Raw genomic sequence first — 24,017 nt, forward strand, 5'->3', positions numbered from 1 at the left:
TCGCACACTCTTGCTAGTGTTGTCATCAAGATTGTCAGAATTTTAAGGAACTTAAATGAACAAAAGTCTAAAAACAACTTACCCGCTCTCCTATGGTCAACAAGCAATGTGGTTTATCTACAAAATGGCGACCGAGAGTGTAGCTTATAATATATTTATTACAGTAAAAATTAATTCAACCTTAAATATTGCTACTGTCATCAGTGTATGGGAAAAAATTATTGAACGCCATCCTATTCTCAGAACCACATATATCACTCATGAAGACAAGCCAGTTCAGCAAATTAATGAAAAACAAAAATTTAGTATTTGGGTAACAGATGCTGACGGTTGGAGTGAAGATGACTTAAAAGAGAAAATATTTGCTGAAACTGACCGTCCTTTTAACTTAGAAAAAGATTCAATTTTGAGGGTTAATTTATTTACTCGATCGGAAAAAGAACACGTTCTCTTGCTAACAATGCATCATATTGCAGGTGATATGTGGTCTTTTGATTTGCTGCTGAGTGAATTTCAAGCTTTGTATGCTAATGAAATTGAGCAAGTTAGTCAAGAGCAGACAGAGGTAGCAGCAGATTTTTTAAGTGGGAATAAATCTTATGCAAATTTTGTCCACTGGCAATCAGAAATGCTATCGGGTTCCAAGGGAGAAAAACTGTGGCAATACTGGCAAGAACAATTAGCTGGCGAATTGCCAATTTTGAATTTGCTCGCAGACAAACCCCGCCCCCCAGTACAGACTTATCAAGGGACATCATATATTTCACCGCTAGATGAACAGTTAATTCAAAAACTCAAGCATCTAGCTCTAGTTTCTGGAACAAGCCTTTATCAGATTCTGTTAGCAGCATTTTACGTGCTACTTTACCGCTACACCAATCAAACAGACATTCTCATAGGAAGTCCAATGAGGGGTCGGTGGAGTAGAGAGTTTAAAGAGATTGTCGGCTACTTCGTTAACCCGATCGTTTTACGAACTTCCGTACAGGAAAACGCTACATTCACAGAATTTCTGGCTCAAGTCAGCAAGACAGTTAAACAAGCCCAAAAGCATCAAGATTACCCATTTTCTCTGTTAGCAGAACAACTCCGGCCACAACGCGATCGCAGTCGTTCTTCTTTATGTCAAGTTAGTTTCACTTGGCAAGCACACCGTTGGTGTGAATCAACCCAAAATTTATTGCACAGTCGAGAACAAGTTCTTCAGATGGAGCCATACTTGCTCGGACATCAACGCGGTGCTGACTTCGATCTGAATTTAATGGTGATGGAAGCTCAGGGAGTGTTGCAACTCTGCTGGCAATACAATACTGACTTGTTTGAGGCTACCACGATCGCGCGTATGGCTCAACATTATGAGACCTTGCTTGAAGGTATTGTAGCTAATCCTATTCAGCAGATTCGGCAATTACCTCTGCTAACAGAAATTGAGCAAGAGCAGTTATTAGTTGAGTGGAATAAGACTCAGGCGGATTATCCCCAGGATAAGTGTATCCATCAGTTGTTTGAGGAGCAAGTTCAGCGCACCCCCGATGCAGTGGCGGTGGTGTTTGAAAATCAACAACTGACTTACCACCAGTTGAATACTCGCGCTAACCAGTTGGCGCATTACTTACGTTCTTTGGGCGTGGGAGCAGATGTGCTGGTTGGTATTTGTGTGGAACGTTCTTTAGAAATGGTCGTAGGATTACTGGCCATTCTCAAAGCTGGTGGGGCTTATGTGCCACTCGATCCGGTGTATCCAACTGAGCGTTTAAGCTTTATGTTAGAAGATGCTCAGATTCAGGTACTGTTAACTCAACAGCAACTGCTGGAAAAACTACCCGAACAGAAAGCTCATCTTGTCTATTTGGATACTGCGGTTCAGGAGTTTACCCAAGCCAGCGAAATTCCTAATGCCTGTGAGGTAAAACCATCAAACCTAGCCTACGTGCTCTACACCTCCGGCTCTACAGGTAGACCAAAGGCAGTCGCCATACAGCATCACAGCCCAGTTGCTTTAGTGAGTTGGGCGCAAGAGGTTTTTACACCCAATGAGCTTACTGGTGTCTTAGCTTCTACCTCTATCTGTTTCGATCTCTCGGTTTTTGAGTTGTTTGTGACTCTGAGCACCGGAGGAAAAGTCATTTTAGCTAAAAACGCTTTACATTTATCCACTATTACTACTGCCAACCAAGTCACTCTGATTAATACAGTTCCTTCGGCAATCGCTGAGTTAATTCGAGAGAAGAATTTACCTGAGCAGGTATGCACAATTAATTTAGCTGGTGAACCTCTCCAAAATCAACTTGTGCAACAAATCTATCAGCAGAGTACAATCCAGCGTGTATTCAATCTCTATGGTCCATCAGAAGACACTACTTACTCTACATTTAGCTTGAGCAAAAAAGGGACAAGTGACTCACCGACCATTGGTCGCCCCATCTCTAATACACAAATCTACATCCTCGATCAAAACTTACAACCAGTACCGATTGGTGTACCCGGAGAATTGCACATCGGTGGTGCAGGTTTAGCACGGGGTTATCTCAACCGACCAGAGTTAACCCAAGAGAAATTCATCTCTAATCCGTTTGAGAAGCCAGGAGGGGGTAGATTATATAAAACTGGGGATTTAGCACGTTATTTACCTGATGGAAACATAGAATATCTGGGACGCATCGACCATCAAGTGAAGATTCGGGGTTTTCGGATTGAGTTAGGGGAAATTGAAGCAGTATTAAGCCAATATTCCCAGCTCCTGGCATCTGTCGTTATTGTTCGTGAAGATGAGAGCGGGGATAAACGCTTAGTTGCCTATATAGTACCGAAACCGGAAATAAAACCCATAATTCAAGAAATCCGCCAATTTTTGAAAGCTAAGTTGCCAGAATACATGGTTCCTAATGCTTTCGTCCTCCTCGAAGCTTTACCCCTAACTCCTAATGGGAAAATAGACCGTCGTGCTTTACCAGTACCAGAATTACACAGTGAAGACAAATATATCGCACCCCGTACCCCCATTGAGGAAATACTGGCAAATATTTGGTCACAAGTCCTAAAAGTCGAAAAAGTGGGAATAGATGAGAACTTTTTTGAATTAGGGGGGCATTCTCTCCTTGCAACTCAACTTATCTCCCGTATTCGCAACAGTTTCCACATAGAACTTCCTTTGCCAAGTCTGTTTGCAGCACCAACCATAGGGGAATTATCCCAACAGATTCCAAGGTTACAGCAACAAGAATTAGCGATCGCGCCCCCCATTTTACCCAGAGACCCAAACGCAGAATTAGCTTTATCTTATGCTCAACAGCGTTTATGGTTTTTAGACCAATTACAGCCCAATAGTGCCTTATACAATATGCCAATCGCTTTGCGTCTGGCAGGAACTCTAGAGGTGACAACCTTAGAAAAAAGCTTAATTGAAATTATCCAACGCCACGAAGCCTTACGCACTAATTTCCTGACAATTGCGGGAAAACCAACTCAAATCATCCAAACAGCAACAAATTGGACAATATCGGTTGTTGACTTGCAGCATTTAGCGACAACTGAACAAGAAATGAGTTGTCAGCAATTGATTAATACTCAAGCTATTCGACCCTTTGACTTAGCCAGCGAATCTTTAATCAGAGTCACATTAGTCACGCTTTCGCAGACAGAACACATCTTACTGATATGTATGCACCATGTGGTCAGTGATGGCTGGTCAATGGGTGTGTTCGTGCAAGAATTAGTAGCGTTGTATGATGCTGATACTCAAGGTCAGTCTTCTGGTGCATCCGCTACGCGTAGCTTGCTTCCCCAGAGGGGTACACCCTTAAACCCCCTACCGATTCAGTATGCGGATTTTGCCCTTTGGCAGCGACAATGGTTACAAGGGGAGGTACTAGAAACCCAATTAGCTTATTGGCGCAAACAACTCGCAGATGCCACCACGTTCTTAGCCTTACCGACAGATCGACCTAGACCTGCGGTACAAACTTTCGCAGGCGCACATCAAGAGTTTAGCCTCTCACCAGAGTTAACTCAAAAACTCACAAAACTCAGCCAAGAACAAGGAGTCACCTTGTTTATGACCCTTTTGGCAGCATTTAATGTCTTATTGTATCGCTACAGTGGACAATCAGATATTTTAGTCGGAACACCGATTGCTAACCGGAATCGGAGTGAAATCGAAGGGTTAATTGGCTTTTTTGTCAATACTTTAGTTTTAAGGGCTGATTTATCAGAAAATCCCAGTTTTGAAGAATTATTGGTACAGGTGCGAGAAGTAGCGTTAGGAGCTTATGCTCATCAAGACTTGCCTTTTGAAATGCTAGTGGAGGCATTGCAACCTCAACGAGACCTCAGTCATACCCCCCTGTTTCAAGTGTTGTTTGCTCTTCAAACTCCTCTGTCAACGGTAGAGTTAACTGGGTTAAGTGTACGTCCTTTCTGGGTAAAAACACCAGTGGCTAAATGTGATTTATCTTTAGCAATGGAAAATACATCTACTGGACTGATGGGAGTATGGGAATATAATACGGATTTGTTTAACCCTGATACTATAGAGCGGATGACAGGTCATTTTGTCACACTGCTAGAAGCAATTGTGTTCAATACTCAAACAACCATTGCTCAATTGCCTTTATTGACAGAATTTGAACAAAAACAATTATTAATTGATTGGAATAATACCGAAACTGACTATCCTTCTGATAAGTGTATTCATCAGTTGTTTGAGGAACAAGTAGAACGCACCCCAGATGCAGTAGCAGTGGTATATGAAAATAAATCTCTAACTTACCATCAATTGAACAGTCGCGCTAACCAGTTAGCCCATTATTTACAGTCTTTAGGTGTGGGTGCAGATGTATTGGTGGGTTTATATGTAGAACGTTCTTTAGAGATGATGATAGGAATACTGGGTATTCTCAAGGCGGGTGGGGCTTATGTTCCTCTCGACCCGGATTATCCCCAAGAACGATTAAACTTTATGTTAGAAGACTCTCAGGTGAAAGTCTTATTAACTCAAGAGAAATTAGTCCAGTCTCTACCTCAACATCAGACGCGTGTCCTCTGTTTAGATACAGAATGGGAAAGAATTGCTCCAGAGAGTACATCAAACCCAGAAAACGGAGTAGACCCCCACAATTTAACTTATATTATCTATACTTCTGGTTCCACAGGTAAGCCTAAAGGGGTTTTAGTCAACCACAATAATGTAATTCGTCTGTTTGCAGCAACGGAACTTTGGTACCACTTCAACTCTCAAGATGTGTGGACATTATTCCACTCTTATGCATTCGATTTCTCTGTTTGGGAAATGTGGGGTGCATTGCTTCATGGTGGACGACTGATAGTCGTGCCTTATATAGTGACGCGATCGCCTGAATCCTTCTATAAGTTATTGTGTCAAGAGAAAGTCACAATTCTCAATCAAACACCTTCCGCCTTCCGCCAGTTAATTCAAGCCGAACAGTCAATAGCAATTACGGCTGATTTGAACTTACGCTTGGTAATCTTTGGTGGAGAAGCTTTAGAACTTAACAGTTTGCAGCCTTGGTTTGAGCGTCATGGCGACCAATTCCCTCAGTTAGTGAATATGTATGGGATTACGGAAACCACTGTTCACGTCACTTATCGCCCGTTAAGTATAGCTGATTTGAAGGGTACAGTAAATGTGATTGGTACTCCGGTTCCAGACTTACAGGTGTATGTGCTAGATGAACATTTACAGCCGGTACCCATTGGAGTACCCGGTGAGATGTACGTGGGGGGTGCTGGAGTAACAAGAGGCTACCTCAACCGTCCAGAATTGACAACAGAACGGTTTATCTCTAGCCCATTTTCTCAGTCAAAATTGTACAAAACGGGAGATTTAGCCCGTTATTTACCCAATGGAGAGTTAGAGTATTTAGGACGAATTGACCATCAAGTGAAAATTCGGGGCTTTCGGATTGAGTTAGGGGAAATTGAAGCAGTATTAAGTCAATATTCCCAGATCCTGGCATCTGTCGTGATTGTTCGTGAAGATGAAAGCGGGGATAAACGCTTAGTTGCCTATATAGTACCGAAACCGGAAATAAAACCCATAATTCAAGAAATCCGCCAATTTTTGAAAGCTAAGTTGCCAGAATACATGGTTCCTAATGCTTTCGTCTTGCTCGAAGCTTTACCCCTAACTCCTAATGGGAAAGTAGACCGTCGTGCTTTACCAGTACCAGAATTACACAGCGAAGACAAATATATCGCACCCCGTACCCCCATTGAGGAAATACTGGCAAATATTTGGTCACAAGTCCTAAAAGTCGAAAAAGTGGGAATAGATGAGAACTTTTTTGAATTAGGGGGGCATTCTCTCCTTGCAACTCAACTTATCTCCCGTATTCGCAATAGTTTCCACATAGAACTTCCTTTGCCGAGTCTATTTGCAGCACCAACCATAGGGGAATTATCCCAACAGATTCCAAGGTTACAGCAACAAGAATTAGCGATCGCGCCCCCCATTTTACCCAGAGACCCAAACGCAGAATTAGCTTTATCTTATGCTCAACAGCGTTTATGGTTTTTAGACCAATTACAGCCCAATAGTGCCTCATACAACATCCCTCTAGCGTTGCGTCTGGTGGGAACTCTAGAGGTGACAACCTTAGAACGAAGCTTACAAGAAATTATCCAACGCCACGAAACCTTACGCACTAATTTCCCGACAATTGCGGGAAAACCAACTCAAATCATCCAAACAGCAACAAATTGGACAATATCGATTGTTGACTTGCAGCATTTAGCGACAACTGAACAACAAAAGAGTTGTCAGCAATTGATTAACACTCAAGCTATTCAACCCTTTGACTTAGCAAGCGAATTTTTAATCAGAGTCACATTAGTAATACTTTCGCAGACAGAACACATCTTACTGATATGTATGCACCATGTGGTCAGTGATGGCTGGTCAATGGGTGTGTTTGTGCAAGAATTAGGAGCGTTGTATAATGCTTATATTCAAGGTCAATGTTTACCCTTAAACCCCCTGCCGATTCAGTATGCGGATTTTGCCCTTTGGCAGCGACAATGGTTACAAGGGGAGGTACTAGAAACCCAATTAGCTTATTGGCGCAAACAACTCGCAGATGCCACCACGTTCTTAGCCTTACCGACAGATCGACCTAGACCTGCGGTACAAACTTTCGCAGGCGCACATCAAGAGTTTAGCCTCTCACCAGAGTTAACTCAAAAACTCACAAAACTCAGCCAAGAACAAGGAGTCACCTTGTTTATGACCCTTTTGGCAGCATTTAATGTCTTATTGTATCGCTACAGTGGACAATCAGATATTTTAGTCGGAACACCGATTGCTAACCGGAATCGGAGTGAAATCGAAGGGTTAATTGGCTTTTTTGTCAATACTTTAGTTTTAAGGGCTGATTTATCAGAAAATCCCAGTTTTGAAGAATTATTGGTACAGGTGCGAGAAGTAGCGTTAGGAGCTTATGCTCATCAAGACTTGCCTTTTGAAATGCTAGTGGAGGCATTGCAACCTCAACGGGACTTAAGTCATACCCCCCTATTTCAGGTGTTATTTGCCCTCCAGAATACGCCCACGTCGCAAGTAGAGTTGAGTGGGTTAAGCATAAGTTCTTTCCCAATAGAAAGCACAACTGCAAAGTTTGATCTTACCTTAGTAATGGAAAACACTGCAGCTGGACTAGTGGGTGTGTGGGAGTATAATACTGACTTGTTTAACCCTGATACTATAGAGCGGATGACGGGTCATTTTGTCACAATGCTAGAGGGGATTATTGCTAACCCCAAACAGCGAATTTCCCAATTGCCAATGTTAACAGAAGTTGAGCAACGGCAGTTATTGATTGAGTGGAATGATACTCAGACGCATTATCTTTCTAATCAATGTATCCATCAATTATTTGAGTTACAAGTAGAGCATACCCCGAATGCAGTGGCAGTAGAGTTTGAAAATCAACAACTGACTTACCAGCAATTGAATAGTCGTGCTAACCAATTGGCACATTACTTGCGCTCATTGGGAGTGTCCGCAGATGTACTGGTGGGTATTTGTGTGGAGCGCTCTTTAGAAATGATTGTGGGACTACTGGGTATTCTCAAAGCGGGTGGTGCTTATGTGCCGCTTGACCCAGAGTATCCCACCGATCGGTTGAGCTTTATCTTAGAAGATGCTCAACTTTCAGTGCTGCTGAGTCAACAGCATCTAGTTGAGAAATTACCCGAGCATCAAGCGCGTGTTGTCTACTTAGACAGTGAGTGGGACAAAATTGCTCAATTGAGCGAGTCAAACCCTGGAAATGAGGTAACAGCCACTAATTTAGCTTATGTCATCTACACTTCTGGTTCCACAGGCAAGCCTAAAGGGGTTTTAGTCAACCACAATAATGTAATTCGTCTGTTTGCAGCAACGGAACTTTGGTATCACTTCAACTCTCAAGATGTGTGGACATTATTCCACTCTTATGCATTCGATTTCTCTGTTTGGGAAATGTGGGGTGCATTGCTTCATGGTGGACGACTGATAGTCGTGCCTTATATAGTGACGCGATCGCCTGAATCCTTCTATAGGTTATTGTGTCAAGAGAAAGTCACAATTCTCAATCAAACACCTTCCGCCTTCCGCCAGTTAATTCAAGCCGAACAGTCAATAGCAATTACGGCTGATTTGAACTTACGCTTGGTAATTTTCGGTGGAGAAGCCTTAGAACTAAAGAGTTTGCAACCTTGGTTCGAGCGTCATGGCGACCAATTCCCTCAGTTAGTGAATATGTATGGGATTACGGAAACCACTGTACACGTGACTTATCGTCCATTGAGCTCTTCCGATTTGAATGGCACAGCCAGTGTCATTGGTCGTCCGATCCCGGATTTACAGATGTATGTGCTAGATGAACATTTACAGCCAGTACCAATTGGGGTCAGGGGCGAGATGTATGTTGGTGGTGCTGGAGTGACTCGTGGCTATCTCAATCGTCTGGAACTGACAGCACAACGTTTTATCTCCAGCCCATTTTATCGGTCAAAATTGTATAAAACGGGAGATTTAGCCCGTTATTTGCCCAATGGAGAGTTAGAGTATTTAGGACGAATTGACAATCAGGTGAAGATTCGTGGCTTCCGCATTGAGTTGGGAGAAATAGAAGCATTACTGACGCAACACCCCGGCGTTTGGGAAAGCGTGGTGGTGGTACGAGAGGATGAACCGGGCGACAAACGTCTAGTGGCTTACGTGGTGCTCAAAGGGGAACAATCTCTTACAGCCCAAAAACTGCGGGAGTTTCTCGCCAACCAACTACCAGCCTATATGGTGCCAAACACTTTTGTGGTGCTGGAGTCCTTACCCCTGACATCTAACGGTAAAGTAGACCGTCGCGCTTTACCCACGCCAGATTTCAACAGCCAAGCATCAGACCAATATGTTGCACCCCGCACACCGCTCGAAGAAATGGTAGTTCAAATTTGGGCGCAAGTGCTGAAAGTAGAGCAAGTAGGAGTTTATGATAACTTCTTTGAACTGGGGGGACATTCCTTACTCGCCACCCAACTGGTTTCACGCATCCGCGATTGCTTCAAAGTCGAACTTCCTTTACGCGAATTGTTCACTGCTGCAACACTAGCTGAATTAGCGCAATCAATTGGGAAGTTACAGCAACAAAACTCAAACCTAACTCTTCCACGCATTCTACCAAGGAGCAAGAGATGAAAACTGAAGAATTCCCCCTATCTTATGCTCAACAGCGTTTATGGTTTTTAGCCCAATTTGAGCCAAACAGTGGATTATACAACATCCCTCTAACTTTGCGTCTAAAAGGAACTTTCCATCAAGTTGCCTTAGAACAAAGCTTACAAGAAATAATTGCTCGCCACGAAGCCTTACGTACCAACTTCATCACCGTTGATGGAAAAGCTTCACAAATCATTCACACAGAAACAACCTGGAAAGTATCGGTTGTTGACTTGAAGCATTTATCGATAGATGAACAAAAAATTACTGCACAACAATTAGTACAAAAACAAGCGATTCAGCCGTTCGATCTGGCAAGTGAGTCATTAATCAGAGCCACAATAGTTATGCTGTCACAGACAGAACAACTATTGTTAGTGTGTATGCACCACATTGTGAGTGATGGCTGGTCAATGGGCGTGTTTATGCAAGAACTAACAGCCCTATACAACGCTTATGCTCAAGGTCAACCTTCTCCCTTAACCCCACTGGAAGTTCAGTATCCAGATTTTGCTATCTGGCAGAGAGAGTGGTTACAAGGGGAGATAGTGGAAACCCAACTAGCTTATTGGCAAAAACAACTAGCCGATGCAGCTACTTTCTTACCCTTACCAACAGACCGCCCCAGACCGGCAGTACAGACTTTTGCAGGGGCACATCAAGAGTTTACCCTTTCTGTGGAACTCACTCAAAAGCTGACAAAACTAAGCCAGGAGCAAGGATGTACTCTCTTCATCACCTTACTGGCAGCCTTTAATACCTTACTTTACCGCTACACTGGACAAGAAGATATTCTAGTTGGTTCACCCATTGCCAACCGAAATCTGAGTGAAATAGAAGGGTTAATTGGCTTTTTTGTCAATACTTTAGTGATGCGGACTGATGTATCAGGTAACCCCAGTTTTAGCGAGTTACTAGGTCGCGTTCGGGAAATGTCTCTGGGAGCATACACTCATCAAAATTTGCCATTTGAAATGTTGGTGGAAGTCTTGCAGCCAGAACGCGACCTTAGCCATACACCTCTGTTCCAAGTGACGTTTATTCTCCAGAATACGCCCACATCTCAACTAGAGTTGACTGGGTTAACAATAAGTGAATTGCCAATAGCAAGTGTAACTACAAAGTTTGATTTAACTTTAGCAATGAAGAACACTGCTACTGGATTAGTAGGTGTGTGGGAATATAATACAGACTTGTTTGATTCGAGCACGATCAAGCGCATGACAGGTCATTTTGTCACCATGCTTGAAGCAATTGTGGCGAATCCACAGCAACAAATTTCCCAACTGCCAATGTTAACACCAGTTGAGCAGCAGCAGTTATTAATTGACTGGAATGATACTCAAGCAGATTACCCTGTCGATCGATGTATCCATCAGTTGTTTGAGGCGCAGGTTGAGCTGAACCCGAATGCAGTAGCGGTAGTGTTTGAAAACGAACAACTGACTTACCACCAATTGAATTGTCGTGCGAATCAGTTGGCCCATTACTTGCAGTCTTTGGGTGTGAAAGCCGATATGCTAGTTGGGTTGTGTGTGGAGCGTTCTTTAGAAATGATTGTGGGACTGTTAGGTATTCTCAAAGCAGGTGGAGCTTATGTACCGCTTGACCCTGAGTATCCAACTGAGCGCTTACAATTTATGCTTCAAGATGCTCAACTTGCAGTGCTACTGACTCAACAACGACTCGTTAACAAACTCAAGGAGTCTCAAGCACAGCTTGTCTGTTTGGATACTGAGTGGGCAGTCATTTCCAACTCCAGTCAAAAGAACCCAGACACTGCTATCACAGATCATCACTTAGCTTATGTGATTTATACCTCTGGTTCTACAGGTCTGCCTAAAGGAGTATTGGTTACTCATGATAATTTGCTAAATCTAGTGTTCTGGCATCAACGTGCTTTTGAAATCACTTCAACTGACAAAGCTACTCAGTTAGCTTCCACAGCATTTGATGCGGCTGTTTGGGAATTATGGCCTTATCTGAGCGTAGGAGCAAGTATCTATTTAGCTAAACCGGAAATCCTTGTATCTCCAGTAGATTTGCAAGATTGGTTGAAATCGCAACAAATCACCATCAGTTTTCTACCAACACCACTGGCAGAGCAATTATTATCTCTGGAGTGGACAGAAGATACAGCCTTGCGAACTGTACTCACTGGAGGAGATAAACTTCATCGATATCCATCAAATTTACTCCCTTTCCAGGTAATCAATAATTATGGTCCAACGGAAAATACTGTTGTCGCAACTTCAGGCATAGTTGTTTCTGATGAACGCGAGCGTAAGATCTCACCACCTATCGGTCGTCCCATCGCCAACACACAAATCTACATTTTAGATGAGTATTTGCAGCCAGTACCGATTGGTGTACCAGGAGAATTGCATATTGGTGGGGAATCCTTAGCGCGAGGCTATCTCAACCGCGCAGAGTTAACACAAGAGAAATTCATCCCTAATCCCTTTAGTGACGAGCCGCATTCCCGTCTCTATAAAACTGGAGATTTAGCACGCTATTTACCGGATGGCAACATTGAATACTTGGGACGCATCGACAATCAGGTAAAAATTCGTGGCTTCCGAATTGAATTGGGAGAAATTGAAGCAATACTGAACCAAAATGGTGATGTCCATGCATCTTGTGTTATTGCACGCGTTGATACCCCAGGAGAGAAGCGCTTAGTCGCCTACGTAGTACCGTGTCAGCACTGTACGCTTACAATTAGCGAACTGCGCCACTACCTGAAAGCAAAAATCCCTCCTTACATGATGCCCCAGGCTTTTGTGATGTTGGAGGAAATGCCACTCACTCCCAATGGGAAAGTAGACCGCCGTGCATTAAAAGCACCGGATTTACATCATGAACTCAAAGACAAATATGTAGCCCCACACAACCTAATTGAAGAACTGTTAGCACAAATTTGGGCGCAAGTGTTAAAAGTAGAGCAAGTGGGTATTTATGATAACTTCTTTGAACTTGGAGGACACTCGCTACTAGCAACCCAATTGGTCTCACGTATCTGCTCTCACTTCCAAGTAGAACTACCATTGCGCGAGTTGTTTGCCACAGCAACAGTTGCCGAATTAGCCCAATCTATCGAGCAGTTACAGCAACAAAAGTTACAACTGACTTCGCCACCCATCTTACCAAGGTCAAAAACCGCAGAATTACCACTATCATTTGCCCAAACACGGCTGTGGTTTTTAGATCAGTTCGATCCCAACAGTGCCTTCTATAATATACCTATAGCTTTACGTCTAATTGGAACTCTTAATGTCGCCGCCTTAGAACAAAGCTTAGAAGAAATTATTCGTCGTCACGAAGCGTTACGCACCAATTTCATCACAGTTGATGGAGAACCTTCTCAAATCATTCAAACTCAAACGAATTGGATGGTATCAATTGTTGACTTGAAGCATTTATCTACAACCGAACAAGAAATTGTTTCACAGCAATTAGCGCAACAACAAGCCACTCAACCATTCGATCTAGCAAGACAAGCATTAGTGAGAGCAACATTAGTCGTGCTGTCCGAGACAGAACACATATTTTTAATGTGTATGCATCATGTTGTCTCCGATGGTTGGTCAATGGGTGTGTTTGTACAAGAACTAGCAGTGCTGTATAATGCATATTCTCACGGTCAGCCCTCGCCTTTAGCGCCACTGCCCATTCAGTACGCAGATTTCGCCATTTGGCAACGAGAGTGGTTGCAAGGGGATGTACTGCAAAACCAATTAAGTTACTGGCAAAAACAATTGGCAGATGCACCAGCTTTATTGTCCCTACCCACAGACCGACCCAGACCGGCTGTGCAAACTTTCGCTGGCGCACATCAAGAGTTCGCACTGTCAATTGAACTCACTCAAAGGCTGACAAAACTGAGCCAGGAGCAAGGTTGTACTCTCTTTATGACGCTGTTGGCAACGTTTAATACCTTACTTTACCGCTACACAGAACAAGAAGATATTTTGGTGGGGACACCAATTGCTAACCGCAATCGCACGTACTTGGAAGGGTTAATTGGCTTTTTTGTCAATACTTTAGTTTTGCGGACTGATTTATCAGGCAATCCCAGTTTTTTGCAGTTGTTGGGTCGTGTTCGGCAAATGGCAATGGAGGCATACTCTCATCAGGACTTGCCATTTGAAATGTTGGTGGAAACATTGCAGCCAGAACGAGACCTCAGCCATGCACCACTGTTTCAGGTAGATTTTCTCCTCCAAAACGATCCCCTATCTCAAGTAGAACTGACTGGGTTAACTGTCACTCCGTTGCCAATAGAAAGCGCAACGGCAAAATTCGATCTTACCTTAGCAATGCAAAACACTGCTACTGGACTGGTGGGTGTCTGGGAATACAACACTGACTTGTTTGATGACAGTACCATCGTGCGGATGACGGGTCATTTTGTAACACTGCTGTCAGCAATTGTGGCTAATCCCCAAGAGCGCATTTCCCAATTGCCAATGTTAACAGAAGTTGAACAACGGCAGTTATTTGTAGAATGGAACGATACTCAGGCGGATTATCCCAGGGATAAGTGTATTCATCAATTGTTTGAGCAACAAGTAGAGCTTACCTCAAATGCAGTAGCAGTGGTGTTTGGCAATCAACAATTAACTTATCAACAGCTGAACACCCAAGCTAATCAATTAGCACACCACCTACAATCTCTGGGTGTGGGACCAGAGGTTTTGGTTGGGATTTATCTGGAGCGATCGCTATCCATCATCGTGGCATTATTAGCCGTCCTCAAAGCTGGTGGCGCTTATGTCCCCCTAGACCCCGATTATCCCCAGCAGCGATTAGCTGATATATCGCAGGACTCACAATACTCCGTGCTGATCGCACAACAGAAATTGCTGGATTCTTTGCCAGTCTCTGGGGTAAAAGTCATCGTCTTAGACGCAGAATCTGAAGTGCTGACTCTTCAAAGTCAAGAAAATTTGGTGAGTGAAGTAGAACCAGAAAACTTGGCTTGTCTGTTGTATACTTCTGGGTCTACCGGCAAACCTAAAGGTGTTATGCTGACTCATGCTGCGTTGGTGAACCATAGCAGTGCGATTAGTGAAGTCTTTGGTCTGACTGGCCGCGATCGCGTCTTGCAGTTTGCTTCCCTCGGCTTTGACGTAGCTGCCGAAGAAATCTTCCCCACTTGGTATAAAGGCGCAACTGTCGTCTTAAGACCCGCTCAAATGTTCCCTGACTTCGCCAGCTTTGCCCAATTTATTGAACAACAAAAGCTGAGTGTGTTGAATATCACCCCAGCCTATTGGCATGAATGGGCGGTGGCGGTATCTCAACAGGATGCAACTGTGCCGCAAAGCCTACGCTTAGTCGCTGTGGGTGGGGATGCAGTGCTACCGGAAACAGTGACAATCTGGCAGCAATTAGTAGGCGATCGCATCACTTGTCTGAATGTTTACGGACCCACCGAAGCGTCGGTTACAGCCATAGTCCACGATCTACTACATTCCAAATCAGAAAAAACCAATACAGTCCTCATTGGTCGTCCTATTGCCAATACGCAAGCATACATCCTGGATCGTCATCTGCAACCAGTACCGATTGGAGTCATAGGCGAACTGCACATTGGCGGTGTTCGTTTAGCAAGAGGGTATCTCAACCGCCCTCAATTAACAGACGAAAAATTTCTGCCCAACCCGTTTAGCGATTTTGGATTGCCGATTTTAGATTTTGGATTAGGGAATAGGAATGAGAATTTAGAATCTTCTCAAGCGACTGAATCAAAAAACAAATCCAATCATCCAAAATCCAAAATCCAAAATCCAAGATTATATAAGACTGGGGATTTAGCACGTTATCTACCCGATGGTAACATTGAGTGCTTTGGACGCATCGACAATCAAGTAAAAATCCGGGGTTTCCGCATTGAATTGGGAGAAATCGAAGCCGTACTCAACCAACATCCCCAGGTACAGACATCTTGTGTCATCATCCGAGAAGATACGCCAGGTGATAAGAGATTAGTCGCCTACGTAGTATCCCACAAACAGATACCCACCATTAGCGAATTGCGTCAGTTTCTTGCCAATAAACTGCCGCTTTACATGGTGCCAAACACTTTCGTGATGCTCGAGTCTCTACCTTTAACACCAAACCGCAAAGTAGACCGTCGCGCTTTACCCGCACCAGATTTACATAACGAACCCAAAGACAACTATGTTGCACCACGTACCCCCAACGAAGAAATGCTGGCACAAATTTGGGTGCAAGTACTGAAACTAGAGCAAGTCGGTATTCACGATCACTTCTTTGAACTTGGGGGACACTCGCTACTAGCAACGCAATTGGTTTCACGCATCCGCAACATCTTCAAAGTAGAACTACCATTACGTAGCATTTTTGCAGCACCGACAGTTGCTGCACTGGGGGAGCTGATTGGGCAGTTGCAGCTACAAAACTTAGAACTAACCACCCCACCCATCTTAAGACGCGCAGAGAATGTAGAACTATCACTGTCATTTGCTCAACAGCGTTTGTGGTTTATAGAACAGCTACAGCCCAACAGTGCGTTATATAACATACCCTTGGCTTTGCGTCTAGTAGGAAATCTTGAAGTTGCTGCCTTAGAACAAAGCTTAATTGAAATAATTGCGCGTCACGAAGCGTTACGCACCAACTTCATCGCCGTTGATGGACAGCCAACACAAGTCATTCAAACACAAACAAATTGGACACTATCAATTGTTGATTTGCAACATCTGCCCGTAAGCGAACAAGAAGTAGCTGCTAAGCTTTTAGCTCAACAAGAAGTTCTGCAACCCTTTGACTTGACAAGCCAAGCATTAGTTAGGGCCAAATTAGTCGTGCTGTCCGAGACAGAACATGTGTTGTTAGTGTGTATGCACCACATTGTCTCTGATGACTGGTCAATGGGTGTGTTGATCGCAGAACTCACAGCACTCTACAACGCTTATTCTCAAGGTCAGCCTTCTCTACAAGACGCTACGCATAGCTTGCTTAAGAAGAGGGGTACACCGTTAACCCCACTACCGATTCAGTACGCAGATTTTGCAATCTGGCAAAGACAGTGGTTGCAAGGGGAGGTATTGCAAAGCCAACTCTCTTACTGGGAACAACAATTGGCAGATGCACCACCCCTCTTAGAGCTTCCCACCGACCGACCCAGAGGAGCTGTGCAGACCTTCGCTGGCGCACATCACGAGTTTGCACTCTCTGTCGAGTTAACTCAAAAACTAACAAAACTCAGCCAAGAGCAAGGTTGTACTCTCTTTATGACGCTGTTGGCAGCGTTTGATACATTACTTTACCGATATACGGGACAATCTGATATTCTGGTGGGGACACCAATTGCTAACCGGAATCACAGTGAGATCGAAGGGTTAATAGGCTTTTTTGTCAATACTTTAGTGATGCGGACTGATTTATCTGAAAATCCGAGTTTCTCATCGTTATTGACTCGCGTTCGGTTGATGGCAATGGATGCCTATGCTCATCAGGACTTGCCATTTGAAATGTTGGTGGAAGCATTGCAACCAGAACGAAACCTCAGCCATACACCCCTGTTCCAGGTAATGTTTGTACTTCAGAATACACCCATGTTACAAGTAGAACTGACTGGGCTAACTATAAGTGATTTGCCAATAGAAAGTGCAACTACAAAATTCGATCTTACCTTAGCAATGGGAAACACTGCTACTGGATTAGTGGGTGCGTGGGAGTACAATACTGATTTGTTTGATAGCAGCACGATCGCCCGGATGGCAGGTCATTTTGTGACTTTACTTGAGGGAATTGTGGCGAATCCTCAAGAACGAATTTCCCAATTACCTCTGCTGACAGAAGCTGAGCAGCAGTTATTGGTTGAGTGGAACGATACGCGGATAGATTATCCTGTTGATAAATGTATTCATCAGTTGTTTGAAGAACAGGTTCAGCGTACTCCAGATGCAGAGGCGGTGGTGTTTGAAGATCGACAACTGACTTACGAGCAGTTAAATTGTCGTGCTAATCAGTTAGCGCATTACTTGCGCTCATTGGGTGTGGGGGCGGATGTGCTGGTGGGTATTTGCGTGGAACGCTCTGTGGAAATGATTGTGGGACTGTTGGCAATTCTCAAGGCGGGTGGTGCTTATGTACCGCTTGACCCTGAGTATCCCCAAGAGCGTTTGAGCTTTATGCTTGAAGATGCCCAGGTGAAGGTACTGTTAACCCAACAGCAATTAGTAGACTCTATTCCTAAACATCAGGCGCGTGTCGTCTACTTAGACACTGACTGGGAAAAAATTGCTCAACAGAGCGAGTCAAACTTGAAAAACTCGGCAACATCGGATAACTTAGCATACGTCATCTACACTTCAGGTTCTACAGGTAAGCCCAAGGGTGTTTTAGTCAACCACTCACATGTAGTGCGTCTATTTGCAGCAACAAACTCTTGGTATCAATTTAACTCTGAAGATGTGTGGACAATGTTCCACTCTTATGCATTCGATTTCTCGGTTTGGGAAATTTGGGGTGCTCTGCTGTATGGTGGACGACTGGTAGTCGTGCCATACTTCGTAACGCGATCGCCAGAATCCTTCTACCAATTACTGTGTCAAGAAAAAGTCACAATTCTTAATCAAACTCCTTCCGCTTTCCGCCAGCTAATTCAAGCAGAACAGTCAATCGCAACTGTTGGGGAAGTGAAGTTGCGCTTGGTAATTTTCGGTGGAGAAGCCTTAGAACTGAAGAGTTTGCAGCCTTGGTTTGAACGCCATGGTGACTCCTCACCCCAGCTAGTAAATATGTACGGGATTACAGAAACCACCGTACATGTAACTTATCGTCCATTAAGCAAAGCCGATTTGCATGGTACGGCAAGTGTAATTGGTCGTCCGATTCGGGATTTACAGGTTTATCTGTTAGATGGGGATTTACAGCCAGTGCCAATTGGGGTTCCAGGCGAGATGTACGTTGGTGGTGCTGGGGTGACTTGTGGTTATCTCAATCGTCCCGAACTTACAGAACAACGGTTTATCTCTAACCCCTTTGGCAAGTCAAAATTATATAAAACAGGGGATAAGGCGCGTTATTTGCCGAATGGCGAGTTGGAGTATTTAGGGCGAATTGACAATCAAGTTAAGATTCGCGGCTTCCGCATTGAATTGGGAGAAATTGAGGCGTTATTGGTGCAACACCCAGGCGTTTGGGAAAGCGTGGTCGTGGTACGAGAGGATGAACCAGGCGACAAACGTCTAGTGGCTTACGCAGTACCGAACACAGAACAATCTCCAAAAGTCGAAGAACTGCGTCAGTTCCTCACCAACCAACTACCGAGCTACATGGTTCCCAATGCAATAGTCATCCTGGAGTCCTTACCACTCACTCCCAATGGCAAAGTAAACCACCGCGCTCTTCCCGCACCGGATTTACACAGTCAAATCGCAGACAAATTTGTTGCACCCCGCAACTCTACTGAAGAAATGCTGGCACAAATTTGGGCAGAAGTACTGAAAGTTGAGCAAGTAGGCATTCACGATAATTTCTTTACCTTGGGAGGACATTCCCTGTTAGCGACTCAAATAATTTCTCGTTTGCAGGATGCCTTTGGGACTTCGTTACCGTTACGTTATCTGTTTGAATCACCGACAGTTGCTCAGTTAAGTCAAGTCATCTTCAATCAGCTAGAAACTGGTTCGGGTCTGACGCTACCAGCGATCGCTCCGATTTTGAGAGACACAGACATACCGTTATCTTGGGCGCAGGAGCGGCTGTGGTTTGTGAATCAGTTGGAAGGCGAAAGTGGTGCCTATACCATAGATTTCACCGTGCGTTTGGTAGGGAATCTCAATATCAAAGCTTTGGAACAAGCCTTTGGTGCGATAGTGCAACGCCATGAACCCCTGCGGACTTGCTTTAAAATTAAGGATAACAAACCGATACAGGCAATCGCACCCAGTATGACGATCGCTTTACCAGTGGTGGATCTACAGAATCTGCCAGATCCCTGGAAACAAGTGGAAGCGTTGGCGACAGCAGAAGCCTGCAAACCCTTCGATTTAGCTAATGGTCCTGTATTGCGAGTCAGACTTTGGCAAGTGGCGACTGAAGAGTATGTCTTGCTATTTGCAATTCACCATATTGCTGCTGATGGTTGGTCGATGGGGATTTTAATCGGTGAACTCTCAACCTATTACCGATCTATTTCAACAGGGAGTTCTGCTGAGTTAGCTGAGTTACCTATACAGTATGCCGATTTCGCTGTCTGGCAACGTCAGTGGCTAACAAATCGGGTACTAGAGCGTCAGTTAAGCTATTGGAAGCAACAGTTAACAGGAGCGCCACCATTACTAAAATTACCCACAGACCACCCTCGCCCAGCGATACAGACTTTTCGAGGCGGTACAGAGCGACTGCAACTAGATAGCAAGTTAACGCAGCAGCTCAAAAAGCTATCTCAAGAATCTGGAAGCACGCTGTTTATGACATTGCTGGCGGGTTTTGTGGTGTTAATGTCGCGCTACAGCGGACAAACGGATCTTGTGGTAGGCTCACCAATAGCGAATCGCAACCGCAGAGAAATCGAAGGGTTAATTGGATTTTTTGTCAATACTCTAGCACTGAGATTTGATTTATCCGAAGAACCGACCTTTGAAGCTTTACTAGCACAGGTGCGACAAGTTACCCAAAACGCCTATGACCATCAGGATTTGCCCTTCGAGATGTTAGTCGAAGAGTTGCAACTAGAGCGAAACTTAGATCGCAACCCACTTGTGCAGGTGGTGTTTGCTCTCCAGAATGCTCCCACCTCCCCTTGGGATCTGCCTGATGTAAAGGTTGAAGGGATGCCGTCAGGATTTGACTCAGTTCGGGTTGACCTAGAAGTTCACTTGTGGGATTCACCACAAGGACTTGGGGGTTTTTGCTCGTACAACAAGGATTTGTTTGATGCAGCAACGATTGTCCGCATGATGCAACATTTCCAGACTTTATTAGGGGCAATTGTTGACAATTCCCAGCAATCGGTGGCAAGACTCCCCTTGCTCACTCAACAGGAACGCCATCAATTGTTGCTGGAGTGGAATGATACTCAAGCAGAATATCCCCAAGATTGGTGCATTCATCAGTTGTTTGAGGAGCAGGTAGCGCGTACCCCAAATGCCGTAGCAGTGGTGTTTGAAAATCAACAACTGACGTATCAGCAGTTGAATTGCCGTGCGAACCAGTTGGCACACCATTTGCAGTCTTTGGGTGTGGGAGCAGATGTACTAGTAGGGTTGTGCGTGGAGCGATCCCTCTTCATGGCGATCGGACTACTGGGGATTCTTAAAGCAGGTGGGGCATACGTGCCGCTCGATCCTGAGTATCCTCAAGAACGCCTACAATTTATGCTAGAGGACACTCAAGTTCCGGTACTGCTGACCCAACATCACTTAGTCGATAAACTACCCCCACTTCCAGCACGGCTGGTCTTTTTAGATGAAATCTGGTCAGAAATTGACGAAAGCAACCAAGATAACTTGACTGGGGTCGTAACAGCTTCTCATTTAGCGAATGCGATCTACACGAGCGGTTCTACAGGCAAACCCAAAGGGGTGATGGTTGAGCATCGGGGATTGTGCAACTTAGCTCAAGCTCAGATTCAAGCATTTGGCGTACATTCTCAGAGTCGCGTTCTCCAGTTTGCTTCCTTCAGTTTTGATGCTTGTATATCGGAAGTCTTGATGACTTGGGCATCAGGGGCAACACTTTACTTGGGAACAAAAGACACTCTCATGCCCGGTATGCCGTTAATGGAGCAATTACGCGATAATGGCATTACCCATGTCACCCTACCACCATCAGCCCTGGCAGCTCTGCCAACTGAAGAACTCAGATCCCTGCAAACAATTATTGTCGCAGGAGAAGCTTGTCCTGTTGAACTTATAAGACAATGGTCTGCTGGTAGAAACTTCTTTAATGGCTACGGACCAACAGAAGCTAGCGTTTGTGCCACGATCGCTAAATGCACTTCAGAGGACGAGAAAGTAACCATTGGTCGTCCAATTGCCAACACGCAGATCTACATTTTAGATTCGCACAATCAACCCGTGCCGATTGGTGTACCGGGAGAATTGCACATTGGTGGTGCAGGATTGGCACGCGGCTATCTCAACCAACCTGAGTTAACCCTTGAGAAATTTATTTCCAATCCTTTCAGCGATTTTGGATTGCCGATTTTAGATTTTGGATTAGGGAATAGGAGTGAGAATTTAGAATCTTCTCAAACTATTGAATCAGAAAACAAATCTAATAATCCAAAATCCAAAATTCAAAATCTAAAATTGAGTCGCCTCTACAAAACAGGGGACTTAGGACGCTACTTAAGCGATGGTAATATCGAATACTTGGGACGCATTGACAATCAAGTAAAGATTCGAGGTTTTCGGATCGAGACGGGCGAAATTGAAGCGAATTTAAATCAACATCCCTTGGTGCAAGGGAGTGTGGTAGTAGCAAGAGAAGACATCAGGGGTGATAAACGTCTGGTGGCTTACTTAGTTCCAGCTCTTAAGGGTCAAGTTTTACCAGAACAGTTGGCGAAATGGCAAAGCGAGTACGTGAGTGATTGGCAAAATCTCTATGAACAATCTTATAGCCAACCGCAAGCAGTAACGGATGACCCCACCTTCAATATCAGTGGTTGGAACAGTAGTTATACTGGGCAAGCCATTCCAGCGCCACAAATGCGGGAGTGGGTTGAGAGTACGGTGAACCGAATTCTGGCAGAAAAACCGCAGCGAGTGTTAGAAATTGGTTGCGGTAGTGGGTTACTGCTATTTCGCGTGGCTAAACACTGCCAAGAATATTGGGGAGCCGATTATTCCAGTGCCACTATTCGCAATCTTGAGCGGTTATGTGGGGAGATCGAGGGTCTAGGAAATGTGCGACTGCTGCACCGAAAGGCAGATAACTTTGAAGGTATCCCCCAAGGAGCCTTTGATATGGTGGTTGTCAACTCCGTTGTGCAGTATTTCCCCAGTGTTGACTATTTGTTGCAGGTTTTAGAAGGAGCAATGGCAGCGATCGCCACTACGGGTAAGATTTTTGTGGGGGATGTCCGCAGCTTACCGTTGCTTTTGCCATACCATGCTGCCGTACAATTAGCCCGTGCCGAGTCAGACAGAACAGTTGAGCAATGGCAACAGCAGGTACATCAGACTGTGGCTACCGAAGAAGAACTGCTCATCGATCCCAAGTTTTTCATCGCTCTCAAACAACGTTTTCCCCAAATTACTTGGGTGGAAATTCAGCCTAAGCGCGGTCATGCTCAAAATGAGCTAACCCAATTCCGTTATGATGTCACCTTGCATCTTAATACTAATGTGCAAAAAACGGCAGTGCCTTGGTTAAATTGGCAACTCGAGCGACTTTCGTTGCCACAACTGCAAAATCAGCTGCAAGAAGAGCAGCCAGAATACTTAGGAGTCAGGGATGTACCCAATCAACGGGTACAACAGGCACTACAAATTTTAGGCTGGTTGGAATATCCTCCTGCGGCTTCGACGGTGGGAGAGCTCCGGCAACAGTTAGCCGCACAGTCAACAGTCGGGATCGATCCCGAGCAAATTTGGCAACTGGGACAGCAATTAGGTTACACAGTTCACCTCAGTTGGTGGAAAAGTAGTCAGGATGGTTCCTTTGATGTGATATTGAACCGCAACAGTTCAACGCCAGTGTCTGATGTCCAACCATACCCAAGTTTTTGGGATCGTGAAACAGTTACAGCTAAACCCTGGACTGACTACACGAACAATCCTCTGTATGGTAAGTTAGTCCAAAAGCTTGTGCCGCAAGTGCGGGAATTTATCCAACAAAAGCTACCTAATTACATGATTCCTCAAGCTTTTGTCCTGCTCGACTCTCTGCCGTTAACCCCCAATGGCAAAGTAGATCGCCAGACCTTGCCCGCACCTGATACAGCTGCCAGAAATCTGGCAACTGGCTTTGTGTCACCTCGTACCCCGATTGAGGCTCAAATGGCACAAATCTGGAGTGAAGTCCTGGGAACCGAACGCATTGGGATCAAGGATAATTTCTTTGAACTAGGAGGACATTCTCTGTTAGCAACTCAGGTGATCTCTCGTTCCCGCGATATTTTCTCGGTAGAATTGTCCTTACAAAATTTGCTTGAGTACCCAACTATCGACAATTTAGCCCAAATCATTGAGGTACTTGGGGTTGTACAGGATGGTCAACTGGCGCTTACTGAAACCTCAGAAGATTACGAAGAGGGAGAATTATAGAAAACTCTTTCCCCCCTTTTAGAGTAGGTAGGGGGGATTCTTAGACGTTT

Annotated in this window: 2 protein-coding genes; both read left to right on the top strand. The window is 44.5% G+C overall.

Annotation, left to right across the window (positions count from 1 at the left end):
- Positions 1 to 55: 55 nt before the first annotated feature.
- The gene (locus tag WA1_RS15420; RefSeq protein ID WP_066612889.1) at positions 56 to 9,691 is read left to right on the top strand and encodes a non-ribosomal peptide synthetase; all 9,636 of its coding nucleotides are present in this window, start codon (positions 56 to 58) and stop codon (positions 9,689 to 9,691) included.
- Entirely contained in the window at positions 9,688 to 23,967 is a 14,280-nt protein-coding gene (locus WA1_RS15425) for a non-ribosomal peptide synthetase (RefSeq protein ID WP_017742656.1), read from the top strand. Before WA1_RS15420 ends, WA1_RS15425 begins: the two co-directional genes overlap by 4 nt.
- The last annotated feature ends 50 nt before the right edge of the window (positions 23,968 to 24,017 follow it).

Source organism: Scytonema hofmannii PCC 7110 (assembly GCF_000346485.2).
GTDB classification, from domain to species: Bacteria; Cyanobacteriota; Cyanobacteriia; order Cyanobacteriales; family Nostocaceae; genus Scytonema; species Scytonema hofmannii.

Excerpts from the sequence above, each read along its gene's own strand:
- WA1_RS15420 (WP_066612889.1), top strand. The coding sequence starts at position 56 with ATGAACAAAAGTCTAAAAACAACTTACCCGCTCTCCTATGGTCAACAA.
- WA1_RS15425 (WP_017742656.1), top strand. The coding sequence starts at position 9,688 with ATGAAAACTGAAGAATTCCCCCTATCTTATGCTCAACAGCGTTTATGG.